The 22,894-nt window shown below is 70.7% G+C and carries 21 protein-coding genes; 13 read left to right on the top strand and 8 right to left on the bottom strand.

Features of this window, described 5'->3' with window-relative positions:
• Positions 1–22 precede the first annotated feature (22 nt).
• From ABZZ74_RS14585 to ABZZ74_RS14565, 5 genes are read left to right on the top strand one after another with little or no spacing between them, the layout of a single operon-like run.
• Positions 23–1,753 (top strand): ABC transporter substrate-binding protein, encoded by a 1,731-nt coding sequence (locus ABZZ74_RS14585; RefSeq protein WP_356764650.1) that lies wholly within the window; start codon positions 23–25, stop codon positions 1,751–1,753.
• On the top strand, positions 1,750–2,775 hold the full coding sequence (locus ABZZ74_RS14580) for an ABC transporter permease (protein ID WP_356764648.1): 1,026 nt from the start codon (positions 1,750–1,752) through the stop codon (positions 2,773–2,775). Before ABZZ74_RS14585 ends, ABZZ74_RS14580 begins: the two co-directional genes overlap by 4 nt.
• Positions 2,772–3,749, top strand: a complete 978-nt coding sequence (locus tag ABZZ74_RS14575) for an ABC transporter permease (RefSeq protein WP_356764646.1) — start codon at positions 2,772–2,774, stop codon at positions 3,747–3,749. Before ABZZ74_RS14580 ends, ABZZ74_RS14575 begins: the two co-directional genes overlap by 4 nt.
• Positions 3,742–4,785: an ABC transporter ATP-binding protein gene (locus tag ABZZ74_RS14570; RefSeq protein WP_356764644.1), complete on the top strand. Its 1,044-nt coding sequence runs from the start codon at positions 3,742–3,744 to the stop codon at positions 4,783–4,785. The genes ABZZ74_RS14575 and ABZZ74_RS14570 overlap by 8 nt, the downstream gene beginning before the upstream one ends.
• A complete protein-coding gene (locus ABZZ74_RS14565) occupies positions 4,782–5,819 on the top strand; it encodes an oligopeptide/dipeptide ABC transporter ATP-binding protein (RefSeq protein ID WP_356764642.1) in 1,038 nt (345 codons plus the stop codon). Before ABZZ74_RS14570 ends, ABZZ74_RS14565 begins: the two co-directional genes overlap by 4 nt.
• Before the next feature lie 4 nt (positions 5,820–5,823).
• Here ABZZ74_RS14565 and ABZZ74_RS14560 read toward each other — a convergent pair whose 3' ends face one another.
• Positions 5,824–6,324, bottom strand: coding sequence for a hypothetical protein (locus tag ABZZ74_RS14560; protein ID WP_356764640.1), 501 nt, complete (start codon positions 6,322–6,324; stop codon positions 5,824–5,826).
• A gap of 209 nt (positions 6,325–6,533) precedes the next feature.
• On the opposite strand from ABZZ74_RS14560, the gene ABZZ74_RS14555 reads away from it, so the two are divergent.
• Positions 6,534–8,357, top strand: coding sequence for a serine/threonine-protein kinase (locus ABZZ74_RS14555; RefSeq protein WP_356764638.1), 1,824 nt, complete (start codon positions 6,534–6,536; stop codon positions 8,355–8,357).
• A 104-nt stretch (positions 8,358–8,461) separates the two neighbouring features.
• Complete coding sequence (locus ABZZ74_RS14550; protein ID WP_356764636.1) at positions 8,462–9,133, top strand: response regulator transcription factor; 672 nt, start codon at positions 8,462–8,464, stop codon at positions 9,131–9,133.
• Positions 9,134–9,271: 138 nt separating this feature from the next.
• Here ABZZ74_RS14550 and ABZZ74_RS14545 read toward each other — a convergent pair whose 3' ends face one another.
• Positions 9,272–10,327 carry a cellulase family glycosylhydrolase gene (locus tag ABZZ74_RS14545; RefSeq protein WP_356764634.1) on the bottom strand — a complete coding sequence of 352 codons (1,056 nt, stop codon included), beginning with the start codon at positions 10,325–10,327 and terminating at the stop codon, positions 9,272–9,274.
• 193 nt (positions 10,328–10,520) lie between these two features.
• Between ABZZ74_RS14545 and ABZZ74_RS14540 the strand changes: the two genes are divergently transcribed.
• Positions 10,521–11,567, top strand: a complete 1,047-nt coding sequence (locus ABZZ74_RS14540; protein ID WP_356764632.1) for a LacI family DNA-binding transcriptional regulator — start codon at positions 10,521–10,523, stop codon at positions 11,565–11,567.
• Between the two features lie 12 nt (positions 11,568–11,579).
• On the opposite strand, the gene ABZZ74_RS14535 is transcribed toward ABZZ74_RS14540, so the two are convergent.
• Complete coding sequence (locus tag ABZZ74_RS14535) at positions 11,580–12,392, bottom strand: SAM-dependent methyltransferase (protein ID WP_356764630.1); 813 nt, start codon at positions 12,390–12,392, stop codon at positions 11,580–11,582.
• Between the two features lie 199 nt (positions 12,393–12,591).
• Between ABZZ74_RS14535 and ABZZ74_RS14530 the strand changes: the two genes are divergently transcribed.
• A complete protein-coding gene (locus ABZZ74_RS14530; protein ID WP_356764628.1) occupies positions 12,592–13,878 on the top strand; it encodes a GAF domain-containing SpoIIE family protein phosphatase in 1,287 nt (428 codons plus the stop codon).
• A 66-nt stretch (positions 13,879–13,944) separates the two neighbouring features.
• On the opposite strand, the gene ABZZ74_RS14525 is transcribed toward ABZZ74_RS14530, so the two are convergent.
• The gene (locus tag ABZZ74_RS14525) at positions 13,945–14,373 is read right to left on the bottom strand and encodes an ATP-binding protein (protein ID WP_356764626.1); all 429 of its coding nucleotides are present in this window, start codon (positions 14,371–14,373) and stop codon (positions 13,945–13,947) included.
• Between the two features lie 245 nt (positions 14,374–14,618).
• Between ABZZ74_RS14525 and ABZZ74_RS14520 the strand changes: the two genes are divergently transcribed.
• The 4 genes from ABZZ74_RS14520 (at position 14,619) to ABZZ74_RS14505 (ending at position 19,074) form a co-directional block, all read left to right on the top strand.
• Complete coding sequence (locus ABZZ74_RS14520; protein ID WP_356764624.1) at positions 14,619–15,497, top strand: helix-turn-helix transcriptional regulator; 879 nt, start codon at positions 14,619–14,621, stop codon at positions 15,495–15,497.
• A complete protein-coding gene (locus tag ABZZ74_RS14515) occupies positions 15,494–15,754 on the top strand; it encodes a DUF397 domain-containing protein (RefSeq protein ID WP_356764622.1) in 261 nt (86 codons plus the stop codon). Before ABZZ74_RS14520 ends, ABZZ74_RS14515 begins: the two co-directional genes overlap by 4 nt.
• A 33-nt stretch (positions 15,755–15,787) precedes the next feature.
• Positions 15,788–16,594 carry an SAM-dependent methyltransferase gene (locus tag ABZZ74_RS14510; protein WP_356764620.1) on the top strand — a complete coding sequence of 269 codons (807 nt, stop codon included), beginning with the start codon at positions 15,788–15,790 and terminating at the stop codon, positions 16,592–16,594.
• 197 nt (positions 16,595–16,791) lie between these two features.
• Positions 16,792–19,074 carry a Tat pathway signal sequence domain protein gene (locus ABZZ74_RS14505; protein WP_356764618.1) on the top strand — a complete coding sequence of 761 codons (2,283 nt, stop codon included), beginning with the start codon at positions 16,792–16,794 and terminating at the stop codon, positions 19,072–19,074.
• Here the strand turns inward: ABZZ74_RS14505 and ABZZ74_RS14500 are convergent.
• The 4 genes from ABZZ74_RS14500 to ABZZ74_RS14485 are packed head-to-tail and all read right to left on the bottom strand — an operon-like array spanning position 19,040 to position 22,756.
• Positions 19,040–19,672, bottom strand: coding sequence for a hypothetical protein (locus ABZZ74_RS14500; RefSeq protein WP_356764616.1), 633 nt, complete (start codon positions 19,670–19,672; stop codon positions 19,040–19,042). The two genes, ABZZ74_RS14505 and ABZZ74_RS14500, sit on opposite strands and share 35 nt — an antisense overlap.
• Positions 19,669–20,535 carry a carbohydrate ABC transporter permease gene (locus tag ABZZ74_RS14495; protein ID WP_356764614.1) on the bottom strand — a complete coding sequence of 289 codons (867 nt, stop codon included), beginning with the start codon at positions 20,533–20,535 and terminating at the stop codon, positions 19,669–19,671. Before ABZZ74_RS14495 ends, ABZZ74_RS14500 begins: the two co-directional genes overlap by 4 nt.
• On the bottom strand, positions 20,532–21,476 hold the full coding sequence (locus ABZZ74_RS14490) for a sugar ABC transporter permease (protein WP_356764612.1): 945 nt from the start codon (positions 21,474–21,476) through the stop codon (positions 20,532–20,534). The genes ABZZ74_RS14495 and ABZZ74_RS14490 overlap by 4 nt, the downstream gene beginning before the upstream one ends.
• Positions 21,473–22,756: an ABC transporter substrate-binding protein gene (locus tag ABZZ74_RS14485; RefSeq protein WP_356764610.1), complete on the bottom strand. Its 1,284-nt coding sequence runs from the start codon at positions 22,754–22,756 to the stop codon at positions 21,473–21,475. Before ABZZ74_RS14485 ends, ABZZ74_RS14490 begins: the two co-directional genes overlap by 4 nt.
• Positions 22,757–22,894 lie beyond the last annotated feature (138 nt).

The raw sequence follows: 22,894 nt of genomic DNA, 5'->3' as shown, positions 1-22,894 counted from the left end.
TCCCCGAGGGGAGTTCCCCGCGATGTCCCGCAGCACCAGACGGGGCGCGCTCGCCGCAGCCGCCGTCGCCCTCGCCCTGACCGCAGCCGCCTGTTCCTCCTCCGGCGGCGGCTCGTCCACCGGCCCGACCGCCTCGTCCTCAGGCTCCGGTACCGGCTCCGCCGCCTTCCAGCCGCAGCACAAGGGCGGCACCCTGAAGCTGGTCGCCCACGCCGCCGCGGGCAGCTTCGATCCGCAGGTCAACTACACCCTTCAGTACTGGCAGTTGTACCAGTCGATGTACGACGGGCTGCTGGCCTTCAAGAAGGTCGGCGGCCAGGAGTCCTTCACGGTCGTCCCGGATCTCGCCACGGCGATGCCGAAGGTCACCAACGGGGGCAAGACCTACACCTTCACGCTGCGCAAGGGCGTCACCTTCTCCAACGGCAAGGCGCTGACCACAGACGACGTGGTGGCCTCCTTCGAGCGCATCTTCAAGGTCTCCAGTCCCACCGCCGGCACCTTCTACAACGGCATCGTCGGCGCCGACGCCTGTCTGAAGAAGCCGGCCGGCTGCACGCTGCCCCGGGGCGTGATCGGCGACGCGAACGCGAACACGGTCACCATCAACCTCACCGCCGCGGACCCGGAGTTCCCGTACAAGCTGGCCGTCCCGCACGCCAGCATCCTGCCCGAGGACTCCCCCGCGAAGGACGCCGGTACCAAGCCGCTGCCGTCGACCGGCCCGTACACGGCGGCCTCGTACGACCCCAACCGCGAGCTGAAGCTGGTGCGCAACCCGCACTTCACGGAGTGGTCGCGCGAGGCCGAGCCGCAGGGCTACCCGGACGTCATCGACTACACCTTCGGGCAGACCGTGGAGTCGGAGGTCACGGCCGTGGAGAACGGCCAGGCGGACTGGATGTTCGACGCACCTCCCGCCGACCGGCTCAACGAGATCGGCACCAAGTACGCCTCCCAGGCACACGTGAACCCGCTGACGGCGTTCTGGTACGCCACCCTGAACGTGAACTCGGCGCCGTTCAACAACAAACTGGCCCGCCAGGCGATCAACTGGGCCGTCGACCGGTCGGCCGTGGTGCGGCTGTACGGCGGCACCAACCTCGCCTCTCCCGCGTGCACGATCCTGCCGCCGGGCTTCCCCGGCCACGTCGACTCCTGCGACTACACCAAGGGCGGCGGTACGACCTGGAAAGCGCCGGACCTGGCCAAGGCCAAGGCGCTGGTGAAGCAGTCCGGCACCGCGGGACAGCAGGTCGGCATCGTCGTCCAGGACGACGACGTCAACAAGTCGATCGGACAGTACCTGCAGAGCCTGCTGACGCAGCTCGGCTACAAGGCCACCCTCAAACCGCTGTCGGCGAACATCCAGTTCACCTACATCCAGAACACCAAGAACAAGGTGCAGCTGGCGCTGACCTCCTGGTACCAGGACTATCCGGCGGCCTCGGACTTCCTCAACGTGCTGTTCTCCTGCGCCTCGTTCCACCCCGGCAGCGACTCCAGCATCAACATCTCCGGTTTCTGCGACAAGGGCGTCGACGCGAAGATGCAGACCGCGATCAGGACCGCGCAGACCGACGAGAAGAGCGCGAACCAGCAGTGGGGCACGATCGACCAGGACGTCATGGCCCAGTCGCCGGTCGTCCCGCTGATCAACCCGAAGATCATCGACTTCACGTCGAAGCGGCTCGGCGACTACCGGTTCAGCAAGCAGTTCTACATGCTCGTCGGGCAGACGTGGGTCAAGTGACCGCCGCCCAGCCCTCGTCCACCGCCGAGGCCCGGCGCTCGCCGGGCCCCTGGCGGACGGCCGCCGCCGACCTGTCGCACAACAGGTCGGCGCTGGCCGCGGCCGTCGTCCTGCTGATCGTCGTCACGGCCAGCCTGTGCGCGCCGCTGTACGCGGCGCACATCGCGCACACCGACCCCTTCCAGTCCCATGTCTCCGGCACGACCGTCGTCGACGGGAAGACGGTGCCGGTGCTCACCCCCAGCAGCACCGGCCTCGGCCTCGGTGTCACGCCCATCGGGCCGACCTGGGACCCCGCACACTACTTCCTGGGCGCCGACAACCAGGGCCGCGACGTCATGGCGCGCCTGCTGTACGGCGGACGCACCAGCCTGTTCATCGGGTTCACCGCGGCCGTGCTGACCTGCCTGGTGGGTACGGCCGTCGGGGTCGTCGCCGGCTACGCGGGCGGCGTGGTGGACTCCGTCATCTCCCGCGTCCTGGACGTCGTCTGGGCCTTCCCCGTCTACCTGCTGGCCATCTGCCTGTCGGTGGTACTGCTCACCAACGGACTGCACCTCGGCCCGCTCACCGTGGACGCGGGAAGCCTCTGGCTGCCGGTGACGATCATCGCGGCGATCTATGTGCCGTACATCGCCCGGCCGTTGCGCGGCCAGGTGCTGGTGCTGCGGAACAAGGAGTTCATCCACGCCGCCGTCGGTTCCGGCGCCCCGACCCCGCGCATCCTGCGCCGGGAAGTGCTGCCGAACGTCCTGCCGACGACGATCGTCTTCGTCCCGCTGATGACCGCGCTGGCCATGCTCACCGAGTCGGCCCTGTCGTTCCTGTCGGTCGGTGTCCAGCCGCCCGACGCCAGCTGGGGCACGATCATCGAGGACGGCCTCGGCCTGCTGTACACGCGGCCCGCGGTGACCATCGCACCGGGGCTGCTCATCGCCCTGACCACGGCGGCCCTCAACGTCCTGGGCGACGGGGTCCGCGACGCGCTCGACCCGGGCGCGCGACTGCGCGGAGGGGTGTGACGACCGTGCTGTCCTTCGCCCTCAAACGGTTCGCCTCGGCGCTGCTGGTGATGTTCGCCATCAGTGTGCTGGTGTTCCTGATCTTCTTCGCCACCCCGGGGGTCGATCCGGCCGCCCGCATCGCGGGCCGCAACGCCGACCCCGCCACCCTCGCCCAGGTGCGGCACTCCTTCGGCCTCGACCGGCCGATGCCCGTGCGCTATCTGCTGATGATGCGTCATCTGCTGATCGACCGGGACCTGGAGTCCTTCGTCAACCGCGGCTCCCGGGTGATCCCGCAGATCCTGCAGGCCACGCCAGTGACCCTGTCGCTGGTCGTCGGCGCCGCCCTGATCTGGATGGTGGCCGGTGTCGTCATGGGCACGGCCGCGGCCACCCTGCGCGGAAGGGCCGCCGACCCGCTGATCATGCTCGTCGGCGTGGTCGGCGTCTCCCTGCCGGCCTACTGGCTCGGCGAGGTCGTCAACCTCGTCACCCAGAAGCAGTTGCACTCCTCGGTCTTCTCCTGGGTGCCGCCACCCGGATACGTCGGCATCGGCCGCGACCCCGGCCAGTGGGCGCTGCACATGCTCTTCCCGTGGCTGACCCTGGCGCTGCTGTACGCCGGGATCTACGCCCGTCTGCTGCGCGGCGAGGTCGTCACCGCGCTGAACGAGGACTATGTGCGCACCGCCCGCGCCAAGGGCCTGTCCGAGCGGCGCATCCTGCTGCGGCACGCCCTGCGCTGCTCCCTGATCCCGATCGTGTCGCTGTTCGGCCTGGACTTCGGCGCGCTCGTGGGCGGCGCCGCGCTGCTGACCGAGGTCGTCTTCGGCCTGCCCGGGATCGGCAAGCTCACCTACGACGCCCTGCAGAACCTGGACCTGCCGGTGATCATGGGGACCGTCCTGTACGCGGCGTTCTTCGTGGTCCTCGCCAACGCGCTCGTGGACATCCTCTACGCCCGACTCGACCCGAGGGCCCGCCATGCCTGACCAACCCCTGCTGGACGTACGCGACCTGCGGGTCTCCTTCCGCACCCGCCAGGGCGCGGTGACGGCCGTGGACGGCCTGTCCTTCTCGGTCGCGCCCGGAGAGATCCTGGGCGTGGTGGGCGAGTCGGGCTCCGGCAAGAGCGTGTCGATGCTGGCCGTCCTGCGGCTGCTGACCAACCCGAACGTGACCGTGTCGGGCGAAGTGCTCTTCCGGGGACGGGACTTGCTGACCCTGCCCGACAGGGAGATGCGGGCGGTACGGGGCCGGGAGATCGCCATGGTCTTCCAGGACCCGATGACCGCGCTGACCCCCGTGTACACCGTGGGCTGGCAGATAGCCGAGCAGATCCGGGCGCACGAACCGGTCTCCCGCCGGGAGGCGCACGCCCGGGCCGTCCAGCTGTTGTCCGACGTCGGCATTCCCGATGCCGCCTCGCGCGTGAACGCCTACCCGCACGAGTTCTCCGGCGGCATGCGCCAGCGGGCGGTCATCGCGATGGCGCTGTCCTGCGGCCCGTCCCTGCTGATCGCCGACGAACCGACGACGGCTCTCGATGTCACGGTGCAGGCCCAGATCCTCGACCTGATGCGGCAGTTGAACGAAGGTGGCTCCGCCGTCGTCCTGATCACCCACGACATGGGGGTGATCTCGCAGATCGCCGACCGGGTCCTGGTGATGTACGGCGGGCGGGCCGCCGAGGAGGGCCCGCGCAGGGCGGTGTTCCACGGACCCCGGCACCCCTACACCTGGGGGCTGCTGGACTCGGTGCCCCGCGTCGACGGGCCACGGCTGCGGCGGCTGCCCACCATCGCGGGCGTGCCGGTCACGCCGGGCAGCCTGCCGGAGGGCTGCGCGTTCGCGCCGCGCTGCCGGCTGCGGCACGAACGGTGCGAGGAGCGGCCGCCGCTGTCCGTGGGCGACGGCGACGCGGCGCACCGGGACGCCTGCTGGTTGCCGTCCGGCGGCCGGGCGGCGCTGCGCCTGACGACGAGGACGGCGAGGGAGAAGGACACGGAGACGGAGGCGGCATCGTGACGGCACAGGAGGTGGTGACGGTGGGACAGGCGCCCTCGTCGGGCGGTGAGGTCCTGCTGCGTGCCACGGACGTCAGCAAGCACTACACCCTGCGCCCGGACGGCTTCGCCCGGCGCCGGCGGGTCCTGCGGGCCGTGGACGGCGTGTCCCTCGAGGTCCGCACCGGGGAAACACTCGGTGTGGTCGGCGAGTCGGGCTGCGGCAAGTCGACCCTGGGCCGCTGCCTGGTGCGGCTCACCGAACTGACCGGCGGGCGAGTGGAGTTCGACGGAAAGGACATCACCGGCCTCTCCTCGCGGCGGCTGCGTCCGCTCCGTCCCGGCATGCAGCTGGTCTTCCAGGACCCCCAGGCCTCGCTCAACCCCCGCCGCCGCGCCGGGGACATCGTGGCGGAGCCGCTGCTCGTGCACCGGTACGGCGACGCCGCCGCGGTCCGCCGCCGGGTCGCGGAGCTCTTCGACGTCGTGGGACTGTCGTCGGCGCACCGGGACCGCTATCCGCACGAGTTCTCCGGCGGCCAGCGCCAACGCATCGGTATCGCGCGGGCACTCGCCACCGAACCGAAGCTGATCGTGGCCGACGAGCCCGTTTCCGCTCTGGACGTGTCGATCCAGGCCCAGGTGCTCAACCTCTTCGCCGACCTGCAGGAGCGGTTCGGTCTCACGTACGTGTTCATCGCCCACGACCTCGGTGTGGTCCGGCACGTCTCCGACCGCATCGCCGTGATGTACCTCGGCGAGATCGTCGAACTCGGCGGAACCGAGGCGCTCTTCGGCGCCCCCGCCCACCCGTACACCGAGGCGCTGCTGTCGGCGGTCCCGGACATCGACGACGGCACCGGCACGGCGGAGGTGTCACGGCGGGAACGCGTCGTCCTCAGCGGTGAGGTCCCCAACCCCGTGAACAAACCGACCGGTTGCCCGTTCCGCACGCGCTGCGCCCACGCCCGCGAGCTCTGCGCCCGGGAACGCCCCTCGCTCACCGGCACCGCTTCCGGCCGCCTTGTCGCCTGTCACTACCCCCTGGCCGGCTGAGGAGTCACTTGGCGGTGGGTTCCGCCCGCGGGCCGAAGCCGGGGAGCTCCTGGATCTCGCCCCCGAGCCTGCTGCGGAAGCCCTCCAGCAGCTCCGGTTTGGCGCTGACCACCCACCGGGTGCCGACCAGGTGCTTGCCGCCGTAGCCGCCGGCGGCGTCCAGCCAGGCCAGCTTGTACTTCTCTTCGGGGAAGGTGGTGATGACACGGTCGGCCTGTTTCGTGTGGCACACGCCCTGCCGCAGTTCCTCCGCGTCGACCCGGATCCTGGGCTTGGCGCAGCCGATCAGCCCGGCGATCACCTCCACCTTCGCCGGCGCCACGACCCCGGCCTCGGGGGCGGCCGTCACCGCGGTCCTGCTTCGCTCCGCGCTGTCGTCCCCCGCGCCGGTGCAGGCCGCGGCCAGGGGCAGCAGGGCCAGGCTGCCGGCCAGGGTGGCACCGCGCACCAGACGGGCAGCGGGCGGGATGCGTCCTGTTCGTCGTTGCGGTGACTGCAGTACCACGTGGTTCTCCGTATCCGCGTACCCGGGCTGTTCCGCCCGGGGGTACGGATCAAGACCTGCGGTTGTTCACCATGCGCAGCGACTCGTGTGACAGAAGTGATCGAAACTCGGTCTTCACGCCGTCACTGCGTTAGCCTCGTCTTCCCTTCACAGCCGAACTGGCATACGGCGAACATCACTTCGGGGGACTCGTGTCAGAACACCGGCCGGTGCCACCGGACTCGACACCGGACGAGGCGACCGTGCTGCGGCAGACCGGCGCCGCGCCCTTGCACCGGGGCGACCCGCGCCGCATCGGCCCGTACGTTCCGCTGGCGTTGCTCGGCAGCGGCGGCATGGGGCGGGTCTATCTCGCCCGCGCCGAAGAGGGCGGGCCCGAGCTGGTCGCGGCGAAGGTGATCAGGCCGGAGTACGCGGACGATCCGGGCTTCCGGCGCCGCTTCGAGCGCGAGGCCTCGGTGCACGACCTGGTCCGCACACCGCGCACCCCGCGGCTGTGCGGCACGGGTTTCGAGGACGAACTGCTGTGGATGGCCACCGAGTACCTGCCGGGCCTGGACCTCGCGGACGCGGTGCGCGAGGACGGCGCCCTGGCGCCCGGCGCGGTGTGGCGGCTGGCGGCGGAGCTGGGGCACGCGCTCGCCGACCTCTGCGCGGCCGGCATCGTGCACCGGGACCTGAAGCCGTCCAATGTACTGCTGTCCGTCCGGGGCGCCCACGTGATCGACTTCGGTCTGTCGAAGGCCGTCGACGCGAGCGCCCTCACCGGCACCGGCAACCGGGTGGGCACTCCGGCCTACATGTCGCCCGAGCATCTGCGCACGGGCACCTGCGACACCGCCTCGGACGTGTTCTCCCTCGCCGGGACGCTGGTGTACGCGGCCACCGGGCATGCCCCGTTCGGTGACGGCACCGGCGTCGACGTCATGCACCGGGTCGCCTTCGAGGAGCCGAGCGCCGAGCTGCTCGGGGAGGTCGCGACGGCGGACCCGGAACTGGCCGCGCTGCTGTCGGCCTGTCTGGCCAAGGAGCCGGAGCGGCGGCCCACTCCACGCGAGCTGAGCGACGCGGCCGTGCCCCACGCCGAAGTGACCGGCTGGCCCGAGCCGTTGGCCGGCAGGGTGCTCGCCCGGCAGCGGGCGTACGAGGTGCTGGGCCGCCTCCCCGTCGACTGGGCGTCCCGTTTACGCACGTCGGACGACCGCCCGCCGGCGGACGAACCCGCTCTTCCCACGCCCGGGCCCGTCGCGGGGCAGCCAGCCCCGCCCGCGCACGCGCCCGTGTCCGTCGCGGAGCAGACAGCCCCTTCCCCGCCCGGTCGCATGACGGAACAGACCGCCCCTCCTCCGCCCGGGCCTCCGGAGACGGCCGCTCCGCGCAAGGCCCGCTCCAGGGCCGTGCGCAAGCCGCTGCTGGCCGTCGCCGCCGGTGTCGTGCTGTGCGTGGCGGTCGCAGGCGTCCTCGCCCTCGACCGCGATACGAACCACTCCGCGTCCGCGGCCCCACCCGGGTCCGGTACGACGCTGGACGGCACCCTGCCCGGCGGTGCCGTCGCCTCGGCGTCCAGAGCGGCGGACGCGCGGGCCGCGTCGGGCAAGAGCGTGGACGGCGGGGCGGACAGGACCGCCGAATCCCCCACCCCGTCCGGCGCCTCCCCCACGGCCGGCGCCCATCCGGGCGGCTCTTCCTCGACGCCCTCCGCCTCCGCCTCCGCCCCTGCACCGACGGCGGGCGGCGCCACCTCCGAGCCCGCGATCGGCGGCACCTCCGAGCCGGCGAGCGCGCCCTGGAACTCCGACTGCACGTACTACAACGGCAACGGCCGCACCAGCGAGGGCGACAGTGGGAAGAAGGTCCTGCAGGTGCAGTGCATGCTGACCAAGCGCGGTTACGACATCGGGAGTTCCGGCGTGGACGGCGAGTTCGGCGCCGACACCGAGGCCGCCGTCGAGCGCTTCCAGAGCGACAAGGGACTGTCCGTCGACGGCGTGGTGGCCCACGACACGTGGAACGCTCTGCGCGAAACCGACTGACTACGTGATCCAAACCACAATCGAGACGTAGCCGTTTCGATAAGGACGGGACTATGCTGACTCCCACGTGAACGAAACCGTTTCGTTCAGAGGAGAAGCACGCCATGACCTCCGTACTCGTCGTCCATGACCAGACCCTGCAGCGCCTCGGCCTCCGGATGCTCCTCGCGGCCGAGCCCGATCTCACCGTCGTCGGCGAGACGGCGAACCCTCTCGACGCGGCCCGTATGAGCACCGAACTCCAGCCGGACGTCGTGGTCATGGGCAGCCGGGCCGACGACGCGGACGGTCTCGACGCCATCCGCCACATCACCCGGCAGACCCCGCCCGGCGAACGCCGGCCCCGCGTCCTGGTCCTCATCCCGGCCGGCTGCGAGCCGCATCCCTACGCCGCCCTGCGTGCCGGGGCGGGGGGCTTCCTCCTGCAGGACGCGACGCCCGAGGAACTGGCCGCCGCCGTACGGGTGGTCGCCGCCGGCGACGCCGTCATCACCCCCGGCCTGACCCGGGCCCTCATCGACACGGTCCGGCAGCAGCAGCCCGTCCGCCGGCTCACCCGGGAGACGGAGCTGCACGCACTGACCGAGCGCGAGCGCGACATCCTCACCGCGGTGGCCTCCGGCTGGTCCAACGCCGAGATCGGCGAGCGGCTGTGCATCGCGCCGACCACCGTCAAGTCGCACGTCAGTCACATCCTCGCCAAGATCGGCGCCCGCGCCCGGGTGCAGGCGGTCGTCTTCGCCTACGAGTCCGGGCTGGTACAGCCGGCGGCCTGAGGAACGCCGACGGTCCTCACCCAGCGGGTCGAGGCACCGGGGCGGCCCCATCCGCACAGTCCACCCCCACTCCAGCACCCACCCCGAGCGACCTCGCCACGACAGCCGGCGCAGGTGGCTGTCGTGGCGAGGAGTCGTTCAGGACTTGACGGGCTTGCCGCGGCCCCAGCCCCAGGCCAGCCGGTCGGCGCCGGACTGGTTGGTGGTCTCCAGCCAGGGCCGGTCGGTGGTGCCGGTCAGCTTCTGCATCGAGTAGATGTCGTCGGTGCGCAGACCGGGCCAGTACACCGAGCCCATGCCGAGCTTGCGGAAGGTGTCGGTGTCGGCCTGGATGAAGTTGATCGGGTTGCTCGACGGCGTCGGCACGTTGTAGTTCAGGCCCGTCGTCATCTCGGCGCCGAACTCGTCCGCGACCGTGCGGTTCGCGCAGTCACCGAGGCGCTCCTTGAGGTCGGCCACCCACTGGTCGTAGGTGGCGTAGCTCTTCCAGAAGCCGTAGTGGTGCAGGGAGAGGTAGGTGCCCTTCAGCCGCGGGTCGGCGCAGACCGTGGTGACGTGGTCGTTGTAGCCGGCGCCGCTGACGAAGACGCGGTTGCGCGGCACGGACGGGTAGGTCGCCAGCCACTTCGCGGCGATGTCGGCCCACTGGGCGTCGGTGTAGCCGTGCGGCTCGTTCATCGGCTCGAAGTAGACGCGCGGGTCGTGCTTGTAGGCCTTGACCACGGTGTCCCACATGGGCCAGAAGGTGGCCACGTCGTCGATGAAGCCGTCCCGCTTGTCGCCCGTGCCCTCCCAGTAGGACACGATCACCTTGAAGCCGCGGTCGGAGGCGGCGTCGATGACCGCGCGGTACGACTTCCAGTAGGCGCCGTTGACCGTGTACGGGTTGATCGGCAGGCGGACGGTGTTGGCGCCGAGGTTGGCGCGGAATGCCGAGATGATCCGGCTCGACTTGGCGTACGTCTGCGCGTAGTTGTCCGAGGTCGACAGGCCCGAGAGCTGCAGGTAGTCGTCGGCGAAGTTGTCGCGGGGGTCGGCCCAGTTGACGCCCCGGAACTGGCTCGTACCGGTCGGCGCCGCGGCGGAGGCGGGGCTGCCGGCCAGCATCGCGCCGCTGACCGCGGCGATCGCGACGGCCGCGCCGGTGGCGCGCAGACGGAAGGCGAGGCGGTTTCCGGTGGGGGTCTTGCGCATCGACTTGCCCTTTCGAGAGGTGGCTCGGCGCTCCGCATGTTTACGTAAACATCTGGTCCCTGTGTCGGATGTTTACGTAAACTCGGCGGCGCCGGAATCGTGACATCCGCCTCAGCGGCCGTCAAGGTTTCCCACGCGTAACATCCGGTGCACCGCGCATCGGGTCAGGGAATCGGGTCGAGGGAGGCACACCATGGTGGAACGGGGCGGCTCCGGCGTGCCCGGCGGGCGCCGCAAACAGCGTGTCTCGATGGCCGACGTCGCCAAGCTGGCGGGCGTCTCCTCGCAGACGGTCTCCCGGGTGTCCAACGGTCACCCCGGGGTGATCAGTTCGACCCGCGAGCAGGTTCTGGCCGCGATGCGGGAGCTCGGTTACCGGCCCAACAGCGCGGCCCGTGCCCTGCGGTACGGCCAGTTCAACACCATCGGCGTGATCCTGTTCAGCCTGTCCTCGACGGGCAACAGCCGTACGGTGGAGGCGATCGCCACACAGGCCGCGGCCGAGGGGTACGCGATCACCCTGATCCCCATCGACGTGCCGACCCAGGACAACGTGCTGGGCGCCTTCACACGGATGGGCGAGCTGGCCGTCGACGCCGTCATCGTCATCATGGAGATCCATCTGCTGGACACCGGCACGGTCCAACTCCCGCCCGGGGTCCATGTGGTGGTCGTGGACTCCGACGCCGGCGACCGCTACAGCGTGGTCGACACCGACCAGGCAGACGGCGCCCGCAAGGCCGTACGCCATCTGCTGGATCTCGGCCATCGCACCGTGTGGCATGTCACCGGGCCCGAGACGTCCTTCGCCGGGCAGCGGCGAACTCAGGCCTGGCGCGCGGTGCTTGAAGAGGCAGGGCGTCCCGTCCCGCCGCCGCTGCACGGCGACTGGTCGTCGGAGTCGGGCTACGCCGCCGGACAGGAACTCGCCCGACTCCCGGACTGCACGGCCGTGTTCGCCTCCAACGACCAGATGGCCCTGGGCCTGCTGCGCGCCTTCCATGAACTCGGGGTGCGTGTCCCCGAGGACATCAGCGTCGTGGGCTTCGACGACATCCCGGACGCCGCGTTCTTCGTCCCGCCCCTGACCACGGTCCACCAGGACTTCGCGGAGGTGGGCCGACGCTGTGTGCAGGGGGCGCTGGACCAGATCCGGGCCCGGGGCGGCGCCCGACCGGGCACGGACCTGGTCCCCACGAGCCTGGTGGTCAGACGGAGCACGGCACCGCCTCCCGGCTGAGCACCTCCATGGCTACGGCCGCTTGCGGCCCACTCCCGCGTACACCCAGTACTCCGACGGGTTGTCCGGGAGTTCGTCGGCGGGGTCCGGGCGCCACAGGGGGACGTGGACCAGACCCGGTTCCACCAGATCGAAGCCGGTGAACAGACCGAGGATCTCGTCGTGGGAGCGGGCGGTGACCGGTGAGGTGGCCCGCGAGCGGTACAACTGGCCCACCGCGGCGGCCGTGTCCGGACGGTCCTGGTTCGTCGCGTGGGACAGCGCCAGCCAGCTGCCCTCGGGCAGCGCGTCCCGGAAGGCGGCGGTGATCCCGGCCGGGTTCTCCTCGGCCGTGATGAAGTGCAGGATCGTCACCATGAGGACGGCGACGGGCTGGTCGAAGTCGATCAGCTTGCGCACCTGCGGGGAGCCGAGGACGTCGGCCGGCCGGCGGATGTCGGCGTCGACGATCTCCGCGTCGGGGTTGTCGGCCAGCAGGGAGGCGCTGTGGGCGACCGCCACGGGGTCGTTGTCCACGTAGACGACGCGGGCACCGGGGCTCGCCGCCTGGGCGACCTCGTGGACGTTTCCCTGGGTGGGGATGCCGGAGCCGAGGTCGATGAACTGCCGTACCCCGGAGTCGACAAGGAAGCGCACGGCGCGGCCGAGGAAGGCCCGGTTGGCGCGGGCCAGCGTGCGCACCTGGGGGTCGATGGCGGAGAAGGCGGCCACCGCCTCGCGGTCGATGGCGAAGTTGTGCCGGCCGCCCAGCATCGCGTCGTACATCCGGGCGACGCTGGCCTTGTCGGGATCGGTTCCGGGCTCTTGATCTGTGCTGTCGGACACCACAACATCCTTCCCCGTAATGGATCTTGACGCACCATCATATAGTTGCCTGCGACGCGCGGCGCCTCGTTGACCTGCCGCGCGGCCGGAGCCCCCCACCCGGAAAGGCACGACCCTGCGGAACGAACCGCGCAGCCGCACCGACGACATACCCGCCCAGCCTTCGCTCCGCCGGTCGGTCTTCTCGCCCGCCGCAGACGTGATCGGCACGGAGCTCGATCTCCGGCTGACCGGAAGTCAGTTGACGCACGCGCTGACGCCCGGCTTCTGCGACGCGGCCTCGGTGTATCTGCTGGAACGCTGGCGCCGAGGGGAGAGCGCGTCCCTCACCGCGGACCCGCCCCGGATCGAGGCGCGCCGACTGGCGCTGCGGGTGGGAACGGACACGCACGAGGACTGGGAGGCCGCCCTGCCGGTCGACGAGGTGATCGTCTTCCCGCGCGGGACGCCGCACGCCCGCGCGCTGGTCTCCGGGCAGACGCAGTTGCTCGACGCCGTCGACGCCCAGACCGCGCGCCGGCTGATCGCCTCCGGCGACGGCGAGGCGCGGATCCGGGATCTGCTGTCGGTGGCGTCCTTCCTGGTGGTCCCGCTGCGGCTGCGGGACGTCACGGTGGGGTTCGTGGTCTGCACCCGGGGTCCGGCGCGGGAGGCGTTCCTGCCGGCGGAGGTGACGGCCGTGGAGGCGCTGGCCGCCCGGGCGTCCGTGGCGCTGGACAACGCGCGCCGCTACGAGCACGAGCGGCGCACCACGCTGGCGATCCGCAACAGCCTGCCGCCCGGCCCGCTGCAGGAGTTCGAGGGCTGCCGGGTCGCCCACGGCTCGCTGTCCGCCGGGCCGGACACGGTGATCGGCGGTGACTGGTACGACGTGCTGGAGCGGCCGGACGGGCGGGTCAGCCTGATCGTCGGGGACGCGATGGGGCACGGCCCGGAGTCGGCCGTGGCGATGCTTCAACTGCGCACCGCGGTGCGGACGTTGGCGGCGTTGGACCTGCCGGCGGACGAGCTCGTACGACGGCTCGACGCGCTCGCCTGCGCGACTCCGGGCGCCTCGTTCGCGACCTGCATCTACGCCGAGTGGGACGCCCACCGGGGCCTGTGCACCCTGGTGGGCGCCGGTCACCCTCCCCCGCTGCTGCGCGGACCCGACGGGCGCACTGTCCCGGTCCCACTGGTCGGCGCGGGCCTGCCCCTCGGGCTCGGCACCGGGCATTACGAGGCGACCGTGCTCAAAGTGCCGGAGCCGGCGCTGCTGGTGCTCTACAGCGACGGACTGGTGGAGTCCCGCGACAGCGACATCGACCACCAGATAGTCCGCCTCGCGCGCACACTGGATTCGGCCACCGAGGCCCGGGCGGACAGCGGCGGTGCCGACGACGAGCTGCCCGCGCTGTGCCGGCACCTCCTGCACTCCCCTTCCGACCCGACGGGCGCGGACGACCGCACCCTGCTGCTCGCCGAGCTGACCCCCGTCTCGGACTGACCCCCCGGTCCGACGACGTCCCCGACCCCCCGTCCGAGGACGCCCGGACCCCCGTGCCGGGCGCCCTCAGACCCTCAGGGTCGCCCACACGGCGTTGCCGCCGGTGAGCCGGGAACGGTCGACCCCCCAGGTGTCGGACAGCTCCTCGACCAGGAGCAGCCCGCGGCCGCCCTCGTCGTCGGGGCACGGCTCGCGCCGTGGCAGGCCGCGGCCCGAGTAGTCGTGGTCGTGCACCTCGAGGCGCACGCAGCCCTCGGAGACCATTCCGATGCCGCACAGGATCCGCGCGCTGAGCGTGTGCCGGATGGCGTTGGTGACGAGTTCGGACACCAGCAACACGGCGTCCGCGCACAGCTCGCCCGGCAGCAGCCAGCCGGTCATCCGGGTGTTCAGGGAGCGGCGGGCGACTCTGACGCTGGAGCGGTGCGAGGGCAGCTCGATCCAGTGCGCGCGCTCGGGGTCGGCTACGTCTAACAGCTGGGGGGAGGACGTCACGTGGGGGGACACGGTGGTGGCCTTCCTGGGGCGGGCGCGTTCGGGCGAGCCGAGACGAGCAACAGGCCGACGGGGACGGGGGATTCCGCGTGATCGTCGAAACGAATCACACAAGTCACTATGCTCGCATCCAAGTTCAACGTGCAACCGGCTGCCTGATAATTTCAACAAGCCGGTATCCGTCTGGTCGCTTCAACAAGTGGCTGTCAGACTCGCACCGGTGACTGTCCTTCAGGAGGTAGGGCGTGAGCGAAGGCCGTTCGAGCGCGGCGGGCACCAACAGTGCGCCCACCGTTCTGCGCATGATCCTGGGCCGGCGGCTGCAGGAACGGCGCCAGGACGCGGGGGTGTCGCTGGACGACGCGGCGCGGGCCCTGCGGGTCACGTCCCTGACCATCCGCCGTCTGGAGAAGGCGGAGGTCGCCCTCAAACCGCTCTACGTCGAGAAGCTGCTGGAGACCTACGGGGCGGACCGGCAGGAGATCGACGAGTTCGTGGAGTACGCCGAGCGGGCCAACGAGCCCGGCTGGTGGCACACGTACCGTGACGTCCTGCCCACCTGGTTCAGCGCCTACGTGAGCCTGGAGACCGGCGCGAAGACGCTGCGCACCTACGAGCCGCACTATGTGACGGGCCTGCTGCAGACCCGTCGGTACGCGCGCGAGGTGCTGAGCGGCGGCTTCCCCAACGAAAGGGACGAGGAGCTCGACCGGCGCGTGGATCTGAGGCTGCGCCGCCAGAGCCTGCTGGAGAGACCCGACGCGCCCACGCTGTGGGTCGTGATGGAGGAGGCCGTGCTGCACCGGGTGGTCGGCGGCCCCGAGGTGATGCGGGAGCAGATCGACCGGCTCCTGGAGGTCTCGGAGCTGGAGCACGTCAGTGTCGACGTCGTCCCGTTCACCGCGGGCGCCCATGTCGGCGCGTGCGCCCCCTTCACGTATTTCCGTTTCGAGGAGCGCGAGCTTCCGGACATCGTCTACACCGAGGTCCTCTCCGGTGCCATGTACCTGGACCAGCGCTCCGACGTCGTCGCCCATCTCGAGGCGCACAGCCGCATGTCCCTGCTGACGTCCGACGCGCACAGCAGGGCACTCCTGAACCGCATGCGCAAGGAGTACTCATGACCACGATCGACGACCGTGCCTGCGACGTCTACAACGGCATGTCCGCCGCCGACCTCGGCGAGCACGGCTGGGAGTCCCCCTGGAGCGGCCCCAACGGGGGCCAGTGCGTGGAGACCAAGCAGCTCGCCGACGGCCGCGTGGCGCTACGGCAGTCGACCGATCCGGCCGGTCCCGCGCTGATCTACACCCCGGAGGAGATCGCCGCGTTCGTCGCGGGCGTCAAACGGGGCCTCGCCGACCATCTGACCACTGGCTGACTCCCCCTCGCACCCCCCTCTGAAAGGTTCAGGATGACCAACTCGCCCGCGGCGCGGGACATCGACACCAGCCGGCCCCACTCCGCCCGCATGTACGACTACTACCTGGGTGGCAAGGACCACTTCGACATCGACAAGCAGGCGGCCGAGACCGTCGCGGCGGCCTACCCCGGCATCTTCGTCTGCGCCCGCGAGAACCGTGCCTTCATGCACCGCGCCACGCGCGTGCTGGCCCGGGAGCACGGCATCCGCCAGTGGCTGGACATCGGCACCGGCGTCCCCACCGAGCCGAACCTGCACCAGGTCGCCCAGTCCGTGGTCCCCGACGCCCGGGTGGTGTACGCCGACAACGACCCGCTGGTGCTGAAGTACGCCGAGCGTCTGATGCGCAGCACGGCCGAGGGCCGCACCACGTACATCGAGGCCGATGTCAACGACCCGGACGCGCTGCTCGAGGCCCCGGAGCTGGCCGAGATACTGGACCTGGGGCAGCCGGTGGCCCTGTCACTCAACGCGCTGATGCACTTCGTGCCGGACGCCCAGAACCCGTACGGCATCGTGGACCGTCTGCTGGCGGTGCTTCCCTCGGGCAGCGCCCTGGCTCTGAGCCACTGCACGCCCGACTTCGACCCGGAGACCTGGCAGAAGGTCACGGACATCTACAACGGCGCCGGCACGCCGGTGCAGTTCCGCTCGAAGGACGAGGTCACGCGTTTCTTCGACGGGCTCGAACTGCTCGACCCCGGTGTCACCGTGGGCCACCGCTGGCGTCCGGACAGCGAGCCGACGGCCACCGACGCCGAGGTCAGCCTGTGGACCGGAGTGGGCATCAAGCCGTAGCACCGCACCGCCGCAACGAGGCCCTCCCATCGGCCGCACGACACCGACGGGAGGGCCTCGCTGTGTCCGCAGGACCTTACATCGGATCTCTCTTCAGCATGCTGAACTCATTGACGCCTCCTACGCCTCTGCCTACGCTCCATCGAGCGATAGGTCCGATGATTGCTTGGCCTGCTCCCGCCAGGAGGCACTCCGTAATGACCTCGAGAAGAGCCGTCCTCGGCTCCGTCCTGGGCGGCACGGCGGCTGCCGTCGCCTTACCCGGAGCGGCCGAGGCAGCGACCCCGGACGCGGCTTCCGGCAAGGCAGAGCGTTGGAGACTGCGCAACCGGATGGACTCGGACGGAGCGTGGGCCGGCTTCCTGCGCGGTCAGGACCTGGTGTGGCACAGGCTGCCCACACTCTGGTACGAGGGCCCGTTCCTCGGGGACGGCCGGCTGGGCAGCATGGTGTACCGGGACCCGGACACGGGCGGCGTCCGCTTCACCGTGCAGCACGGTGAAGTCCAGGACCACCGGCCGGAGTTCGGCAGCGGATGGGGCACGGCGAGGCTGCCCGTGGGGCATCTGACCCTGGACCCGGTGGGCACGATCACGGCCGTCGACTGGCGGCTGAGCCTGTGGGACGCCGAACTGACCGGCACGATCACCACGGACAAGGGCACGCTCACGCTCGCTGCCCTGATCCACGACGGCGTCCTGGCCACCCGCGTCAAGGCGACCGGCGACGAGGAGGTCCGCTGGACCTTCCACCCCGAGGAGGCCGTCAGCCCCCGGAAGATCCAGGAGGCACCCCCGGCCGGATACGTCCCCAACCCGGCCTGGACCACGCGGACCACCGGCGACGTCGAACAGGTCCTCCAAGCTCTCGTGGGCGGCGGTCAGACCGCGACGGCCCACCGCCGCACCGGCGACACCCTCCTGCTCACCGTCGCCCACAGCCATCCCTCGGACACCCGCGCCGGTGAGCTGTCACTGAGGAAGATCCAACGGGCCCCCTCGTACACGGCGTTGCGGTCCCGGCACACCAGCTGGTGGCACGCCTTCCACCGCAAGAGCTTCGTGTCGTTCCCCGACCAGCGACTGCAGAGCTTCCACTGGATCCAGCTCTACAAGGTCGCCTCCGCCAGCCGCTCGGGCGGCCCGGTGATGGCCACCTCCGGCCCGTGGCTGGAGCCCACGCCCTGGCCGGCCGTGTGGTGGAACCTCAACGTCCAGTTGGAGTACTGGCTCATCCACGGCTCCAACCACCTGGAACTCGACTCGCTCGTCAGCACGTTGCGCCAGAACCAGGAGCAGCTGGCCGCCAACGTGCCTGCCCCGTACCGCTCCGACAGCGCCGGGATCGGGCGCAGCTCCGACATGTTCGCCGAACGCGCGGTGGGGCAGCCGGGAACGGGCGCCGAAGTCGGCGACCTGACCTGGGCGTTGCACAACGCCTGGCTGAGCTACCGGCACACCATGGACGAGGGGCTGCTGCGCGACACCGTCTATCCCCTGCTCAGCAGAGCCGTCAACTACTACTGGCACTTCCTCCAGCCCGGCGACGACGGCAGGCTGCACCTGCCCTCCACGCTCTCACCTGAGTACCCGGTGGTCCCGCCCAGGGACACCAACTACGACCTCTCGCTGATCCGTTGGGGCTGCACCGCCCTGCTGGAGATCACCGACCGACTGCGCGTCGACGACCCGCTCCGGGCGCGCTGGCAGGAGATCCTCACCAAGCTCACGCCCCACCCGGTCGACGACAACGGCTTCATGATCGGCGCGGAGACCCCGTACGCGCAGTCCCACCGCCACTACTCCCACCTGCTGATGGTCTACCCGCTCTACCTCGTCAACTGGGACCAGCCGGAGCAGCGGGAGCTGATCGAGAAGTCCGTGGTGCGCTGGCACGCCCTCACCGGCGCCCACCGCGGCTACAGCTACACCGGCGCCGCGTCGATGTACGCGATGATGGAGAACGGCGACACCGCGCTGTCGTACCTGAAGAAGTTCTTCGACCCGACCACGCGCTACCCGTGCCGGGCCAACACCCACTACACGGAGGCCGGTCCGGTCATCGAGACACCGCTGTCCGCCTCGCAGTCCCTGCACGACATGCTCTGCCAGAGCTGGGGCGGTGTCATCCGGGTCTTCCCGGCCGTGCCGTCCGCCTGGGCCGACGTCACCCTGCACGACTTCCGCACCCAGGGGGCGTTCCTGGTCAGCGCGGTGCGCAAGGGCGGGGTCACCCGGTTCGTGCGGGTGCGCAGCCTGGCAGGCGAGCCGCTGGTGATACGGCACGGTCTGGGGGACGGGCGGCTGACCGCCGTGCTGGACGACGGGCGGGCCGCCCGGGTCACTGCCGTGTCACCCGGCACGGTCTCCGTCGACCTGCCCAAAGGCCGCGAGGTCCTGCTGCACACCGGCCCCCGCCCCGACCTCACCATCGCCCCGGTGGCCGTCACCGAGCCGGGGGCCGCGTGGGGGCTGCCGTAGCCCCGTCCGTCCTGCCCGCGAGCCGTACGTCCACCGCCGTGAGCGCCAGCGCGAGTGGTCCCGGTGCCAGGAACGCGAGCGGTACCAGCATCCAGGCGCACAGGGCGGCGGTCGCCACGGCGAGGAGCACCAGGGCGCTGCCGCCCGGGTCGCGCACGGCGTCCCGGGCGGCCTCGCGCGCGGCGGCCGGCCAGTCGGTGAGCGACTCGGGACGCCCGCAGGTCCTCAGCCCCACCACCAGGGCCGTCGCCCCGATCGCGGCGGCCACGGTCGCGAAGAGCGCCGCTCCCGGCAGTCCCGCCCCGGCCAGCGCGAGGTCGGCCGCGAACAGCAGCGCGCCGGCGAGGGCGATCGCGCCGGCCGCCGGATCGCCGGCGCGCAGCCGGCGCCGCAGCAGCGCGAAGTACCGTCCTGCCGTGGCCGGTCGGTCCTCCCCCGCGCCCCGCAGCACCGCGCACGCCGTCGACAGCGCGGCCGGTGCGGTCAGCAGGGGCAGACAGGCGGCCGTGGTGGCGAGGCCGACGCTGAGGACGTCGGCGAACAGGGTCATGCGCGGGCCGAAGACCTCGCCCGCCTCCCGGGTCCGCATCCCGCTCATCCCTTCAGTCCCGAGCTGGCCATGCCCTCCACCAGGAACCGCTGGAAGGCGAGGAAGAACAGCACGATCGGCAGCAGCGCGATCACCGACATGGCGAACATCGGGCCGAACGCCGACTGGCTGGAGGCGTCCACGAAGGAGCGCAGGGCGAGGGTGAGGGTGAACTTCTCCGGGTCGAAGAGGTAGATGAGCTGGGTGAAGAAGTCGTTCCACGTCCAGATGAACGTGAAGATGGCGGTGGTGATCAGCGCCGGACGGGTGAGCGGCAGGATCACCTGGTAGAAGCTGCGGAAGGGGCCGCAGCCGTCGATACGGGCCGCCTCCTCCAGTTCGCGGGGCAGGCCGCGCATGAACTGCACGATGAGGAAGACGAAGAACGCCTCCGTGGCGAGGAACTTGGGCAGGATCAGCGGCCAGTAGGTGTTCACCAGGCCCAGCTTGTTGAAGATGATGTACTGCGGGATCAGCACGGCGTGGTGCGGTAGCATGATCGTCGCGATCATGAAGGCGAACAGCGGCCCGCGCATCCGGAACCGCAGACGTGCGAAGGCGTAGGCGGCGAGCGAGCAGCTGATGACGTTGCCGACGACCGCGCCGCCCGCGATCAGCAGGGAGTTGCCGAGCAGCCGCCAGATGGAGACGTCGTTGACGCCCTCGAAGGCGGTCTTGTAGTTGGACCACTCCAGGTGGCCCGGCAGCAGGTCGAGGCTCGCGATGACCTCGTTCGCCGGCTTGAGTGAGGTGGCCAGCAGCCAGGCCAGCGGGTAGAGCATGACCAGCAGCGCGGCCAGGCAGCCGAGGTGCACGGCGAGCCGCCCCCAACGAACGGGCTTGCGGGCGGCGGTGGTTGGCAGGGTGGTCATCGGTCCCCCTCGGAGGCGTAGAAGACCCAGGAGCGCGAGGTGCGGAACAGCACCGCCGTGACGGCGCCGATCACCACCAGCAGCACCCAGGCCATGGCGGAGGCGTAGCCCATGTGGGAGGCGACGAAGCCGCGGTCGTAGAGGTAGAGGGTGTAGACGAGGGTCGAGTCGGCGGGCCCGCCCTTGCCCGCGCTGACCGCGAAGGCGGGCGTGAACACCTGGAAGGCCTGGATGGTCTGCAGGACCAGGTTGAAGAAGAGCACTGGGGACAGCATCGGCACGGTGACGGACACGAACTGCCGCCACTTTCCGGCCCCGTCGACGGCGGCGGCCTCGTACAGCTCGCCCGGAATCTGCTGCAGTCCGGCGAGGAAGATGACCATGGGCGCCCCGAACTGCCACACCGTCAGCAGGGCGACGGCCAGCAGCGACCAGCCGGGCCTGTTGATCCAGCCGCCGTTGCCGAGGAGATGGTCGACCGTGCCGCCGTCGTTGAACAGGGCCCGCCACACCAGGGCGACCGACATCGAGGCGCCGAGCAACGAGGGGGCGTAGAAGGCGGAACGGTAGAAGCCCTTGCCGCGCCGCATGTTCTTCAGGGCGAGCGCGACGACCAGCGCCAGGGCGAGTTGCAGCGGTACGGCGATCACGACGTACGTCAGGGTCGTCAGGACCGAGCGCCAGTACCGCGGGTCCTCGGTGAACATCTGGACGTAGTTGCGCAGGCCCACCCAGTGCGGCGCGGTGAACAGGTCGTAGTCGGTGAACGACAGGTACAGCGAGACGACCATCGGCAGCAGGGTGAGGACGATGGCGCCGAGCACCCACGGGGAGAGGAACACCCAGGCGGCGCCCTGCCGTTCGCGCTGGGCGCGGCGCTTGGCCGTGGCGACGGGCCGGGCCCTTCCCGGGGCGGGTGCGGGGATGTCGGTGGTGGTCATGACCTCAGCTCCGCCTTCGCCTCGGTGACGTAGTTCCGGGCCGCCTCACGGGGCGACATGCGCTGGTACGACACCTGGTCGTAGTCGCGCTGGAAGGTGGTCTGCAGCGCGTTGTCGCCCGAGGGCGGCGCCTGTGGAGGATCCTTCAGCGAGCCCTGCAGGGATGTCTGGAAGTCGGAGACGGTCCTGTCGAAGTCCTTGAGCTGCGAGGCGGTCTCGGTACGGATCTTCTCGTTGACCGGGATGCCGCGGGTCGCGCCGAGGATCTTCGCCGCTCCGCCGTCGTTGAGCAGGAAGTCGACGAGGGCGGCGGCCTCCTCGGGGTGGCCGGTGTCGGCGCCGATGCCGAGGAACATCGACGGCTTGAAGTACTGGCCCGGTGTGCCGTCCTCACCGGACGGCATCGGCGCCAGGGCGACCCCGGTGGGCACGAGGGCGAGGTAACCGCTGGACGGGGCGTCCCAGTTGAAGTCCGCGGTGGCCTTGCCGCGGCCCAGTGGCGTGTTCTCCACGGAGCCGTCGAGCTGGGTGGTCTGCTCGGCGGGGGAAACCGCCCCCTCGCGGCGCAGCCTGTCGGTGAACGTCCACCACGCCGTCAGATCATCTGCGGTGAAGCCGAGTTGTCTGTCCTTGGTGTAGAGCGCCTTGCCCCGGCCTCGCAGCCACACCTCGAAGGCGTCCTCGCTCTGTCCGGGGTCGGTGGCGCCGGGCTTGCCCGTCTTCTTGGCCAACTCCCGCATGCCGTCGGCCCATTGGCTCCAGGTCCAGCCCTTGGTCGGGAGTGGCACCCCGGCTGCCTTCCATGCCTTGACGTCGTAGACGACGGTCTCGGTGCCACGGCCCTGCGGGACGGCGTACTGCCGGCCGTTCACCCGGCCGGTGGCGAGCAGACCCGCGTCGATCTCGTCGGTGCGCAGAGTGTCCTTGACCTTGCCCAGGTCGAGCAGGACGTGTCCGGAGGCGTACTGGTCGATCTGCCGGTAGTCCAACTGCATCACGTCGGGGGCGTCACCGCCCGTGGCCTGGATGGCGAGCTTCTGCTTGTAGGCGTCGTAGCCCGAGAACGACGTCTGCACCCGCACGTTCGGATGCTGTTTCTCGAACAGGGCGACGGCCTGCTCGGTGCGTGCCGCGCGGTCGGGGTTGCCCCACCAGGTGTAGCGCAGCACGACCTTGCCGCCGCCGGTCGACTCTCCGGATCCCCCGCAGCCGGCCAGTACCGCGCACAACGCGAGCGCGGCGGCCGACGCGCAGAACCCCTTCGTCCTGTGTCCGGGCATGCCGAGATCACCTCTCCTCTCCTCGGACGGGTCGGTTCGGGTGGGTCGGTTCGGGTGGGTCGGTTCGGGTGGGTCGGTTCGGATGAGTCAGTTCGGATGCTCAGTTCGGAGATGGCTCGGTCGACAACGCGCCGGTCA

It is taken from the genome of Streptomyces sp. NPDC006476 (assembly GCF_040612015.1).
Classification (GTDB): domain Bacteria; phylum Actinomycetota; class Actinomycetes; order Streptomycetales; family Streptomycetaceae; genus Streptomyces; species Streptomyces griseorubiginosus_B.
Note: the sequence above shows the minus strand (reverse complement) of the source record. Positions and strands in the feature narration are given on the sequence as shown.

Coding starts and splice junctions, on each gene's coding strand:
- ABZZ74_RS14585 (WP_356764650.1), top strand. CDS start 23: ATGTCCCGCAGCACCAGACGGGGCGCGCTCGCCGCAGCCGCCGTCGCC.
- ABZZ74_RS14570 (WP_356764644.1), top strand. CDS start 3,742: ATGCCTGACCAACCCCTGCTGGACGTACGCGACCTGCGGGTCTCCTTC.
- ABZZ74_RS14550 (WP_356764636.1), top strand. CDS start 8,462: ATGACCTCCGTACTCGTCGTCCATGACCAGACCCTGCAGCGCCTCGGC.
- ABZZ74_RS14545 (WP_356764634.1), bottom strand. CDS start 10,327: ATGCGCAAGACCCCCACCGGAAACCGCCTCGCCTTCCGTCTGCGCGCC.
- ABZZ74_RS14540 (WP_356764632.1), top strand. CDS start 10,521: ATGGTGGAACGGGGCGGCTCCGGCGTGCCCGGCGGGCGCCGCAAACAG.
- ABZZ74_RS14515 (WP_356764622.1), top strand. CDS start 15,494: ATGACCACGATCGACGACCGTGCCTGCGACGTCTACAACGGCATGTCC.
- ABZZ74_RS14510 (WP_356764620.1), top strand. CDS start 15,788: ATGACCAACTCGCCCGCGGCGCGGGACATCGACACCAGCCGGCCCCAC.
- ABZZ74_RS14505 (WP_356764618.1), top strand. CDS start 16,792: ATGACCTCGAGAAGAGCCGTCCTCGGCTCCGTCCTGGGCGGCACGGCG.
- ABZZ74_RS14500 (WP_356764616.1), bottom strand. CDS start 19,672: ATGAGCGGGATGCGGACCCGGGAGGCGGGCGAGGTCTTCGGCCCGCGC.
- ABZZ74_RS14495 (WP_356764614.1), bottom strand. CDS start 20,535: ATGACCACCCTGCCAACCACCGCCGCCCGCAAGCCCGTTCGTTGGGGG.
- ABZZ74_RS14490 (WP_356764612.1), bottom strand. CDS start 21,476: ATGACCACCACCGACATCCCCGCACCCGCCCCGGGAAGGGCCCGGCCC.
- ABZZ74_RS14485 (WP_356764610.1), bottom strand. CDS start 22,756: ATGCCCGGACACAGGACGAAGGGGTTCTGCGCGTCGGCCGCCGCGCTC.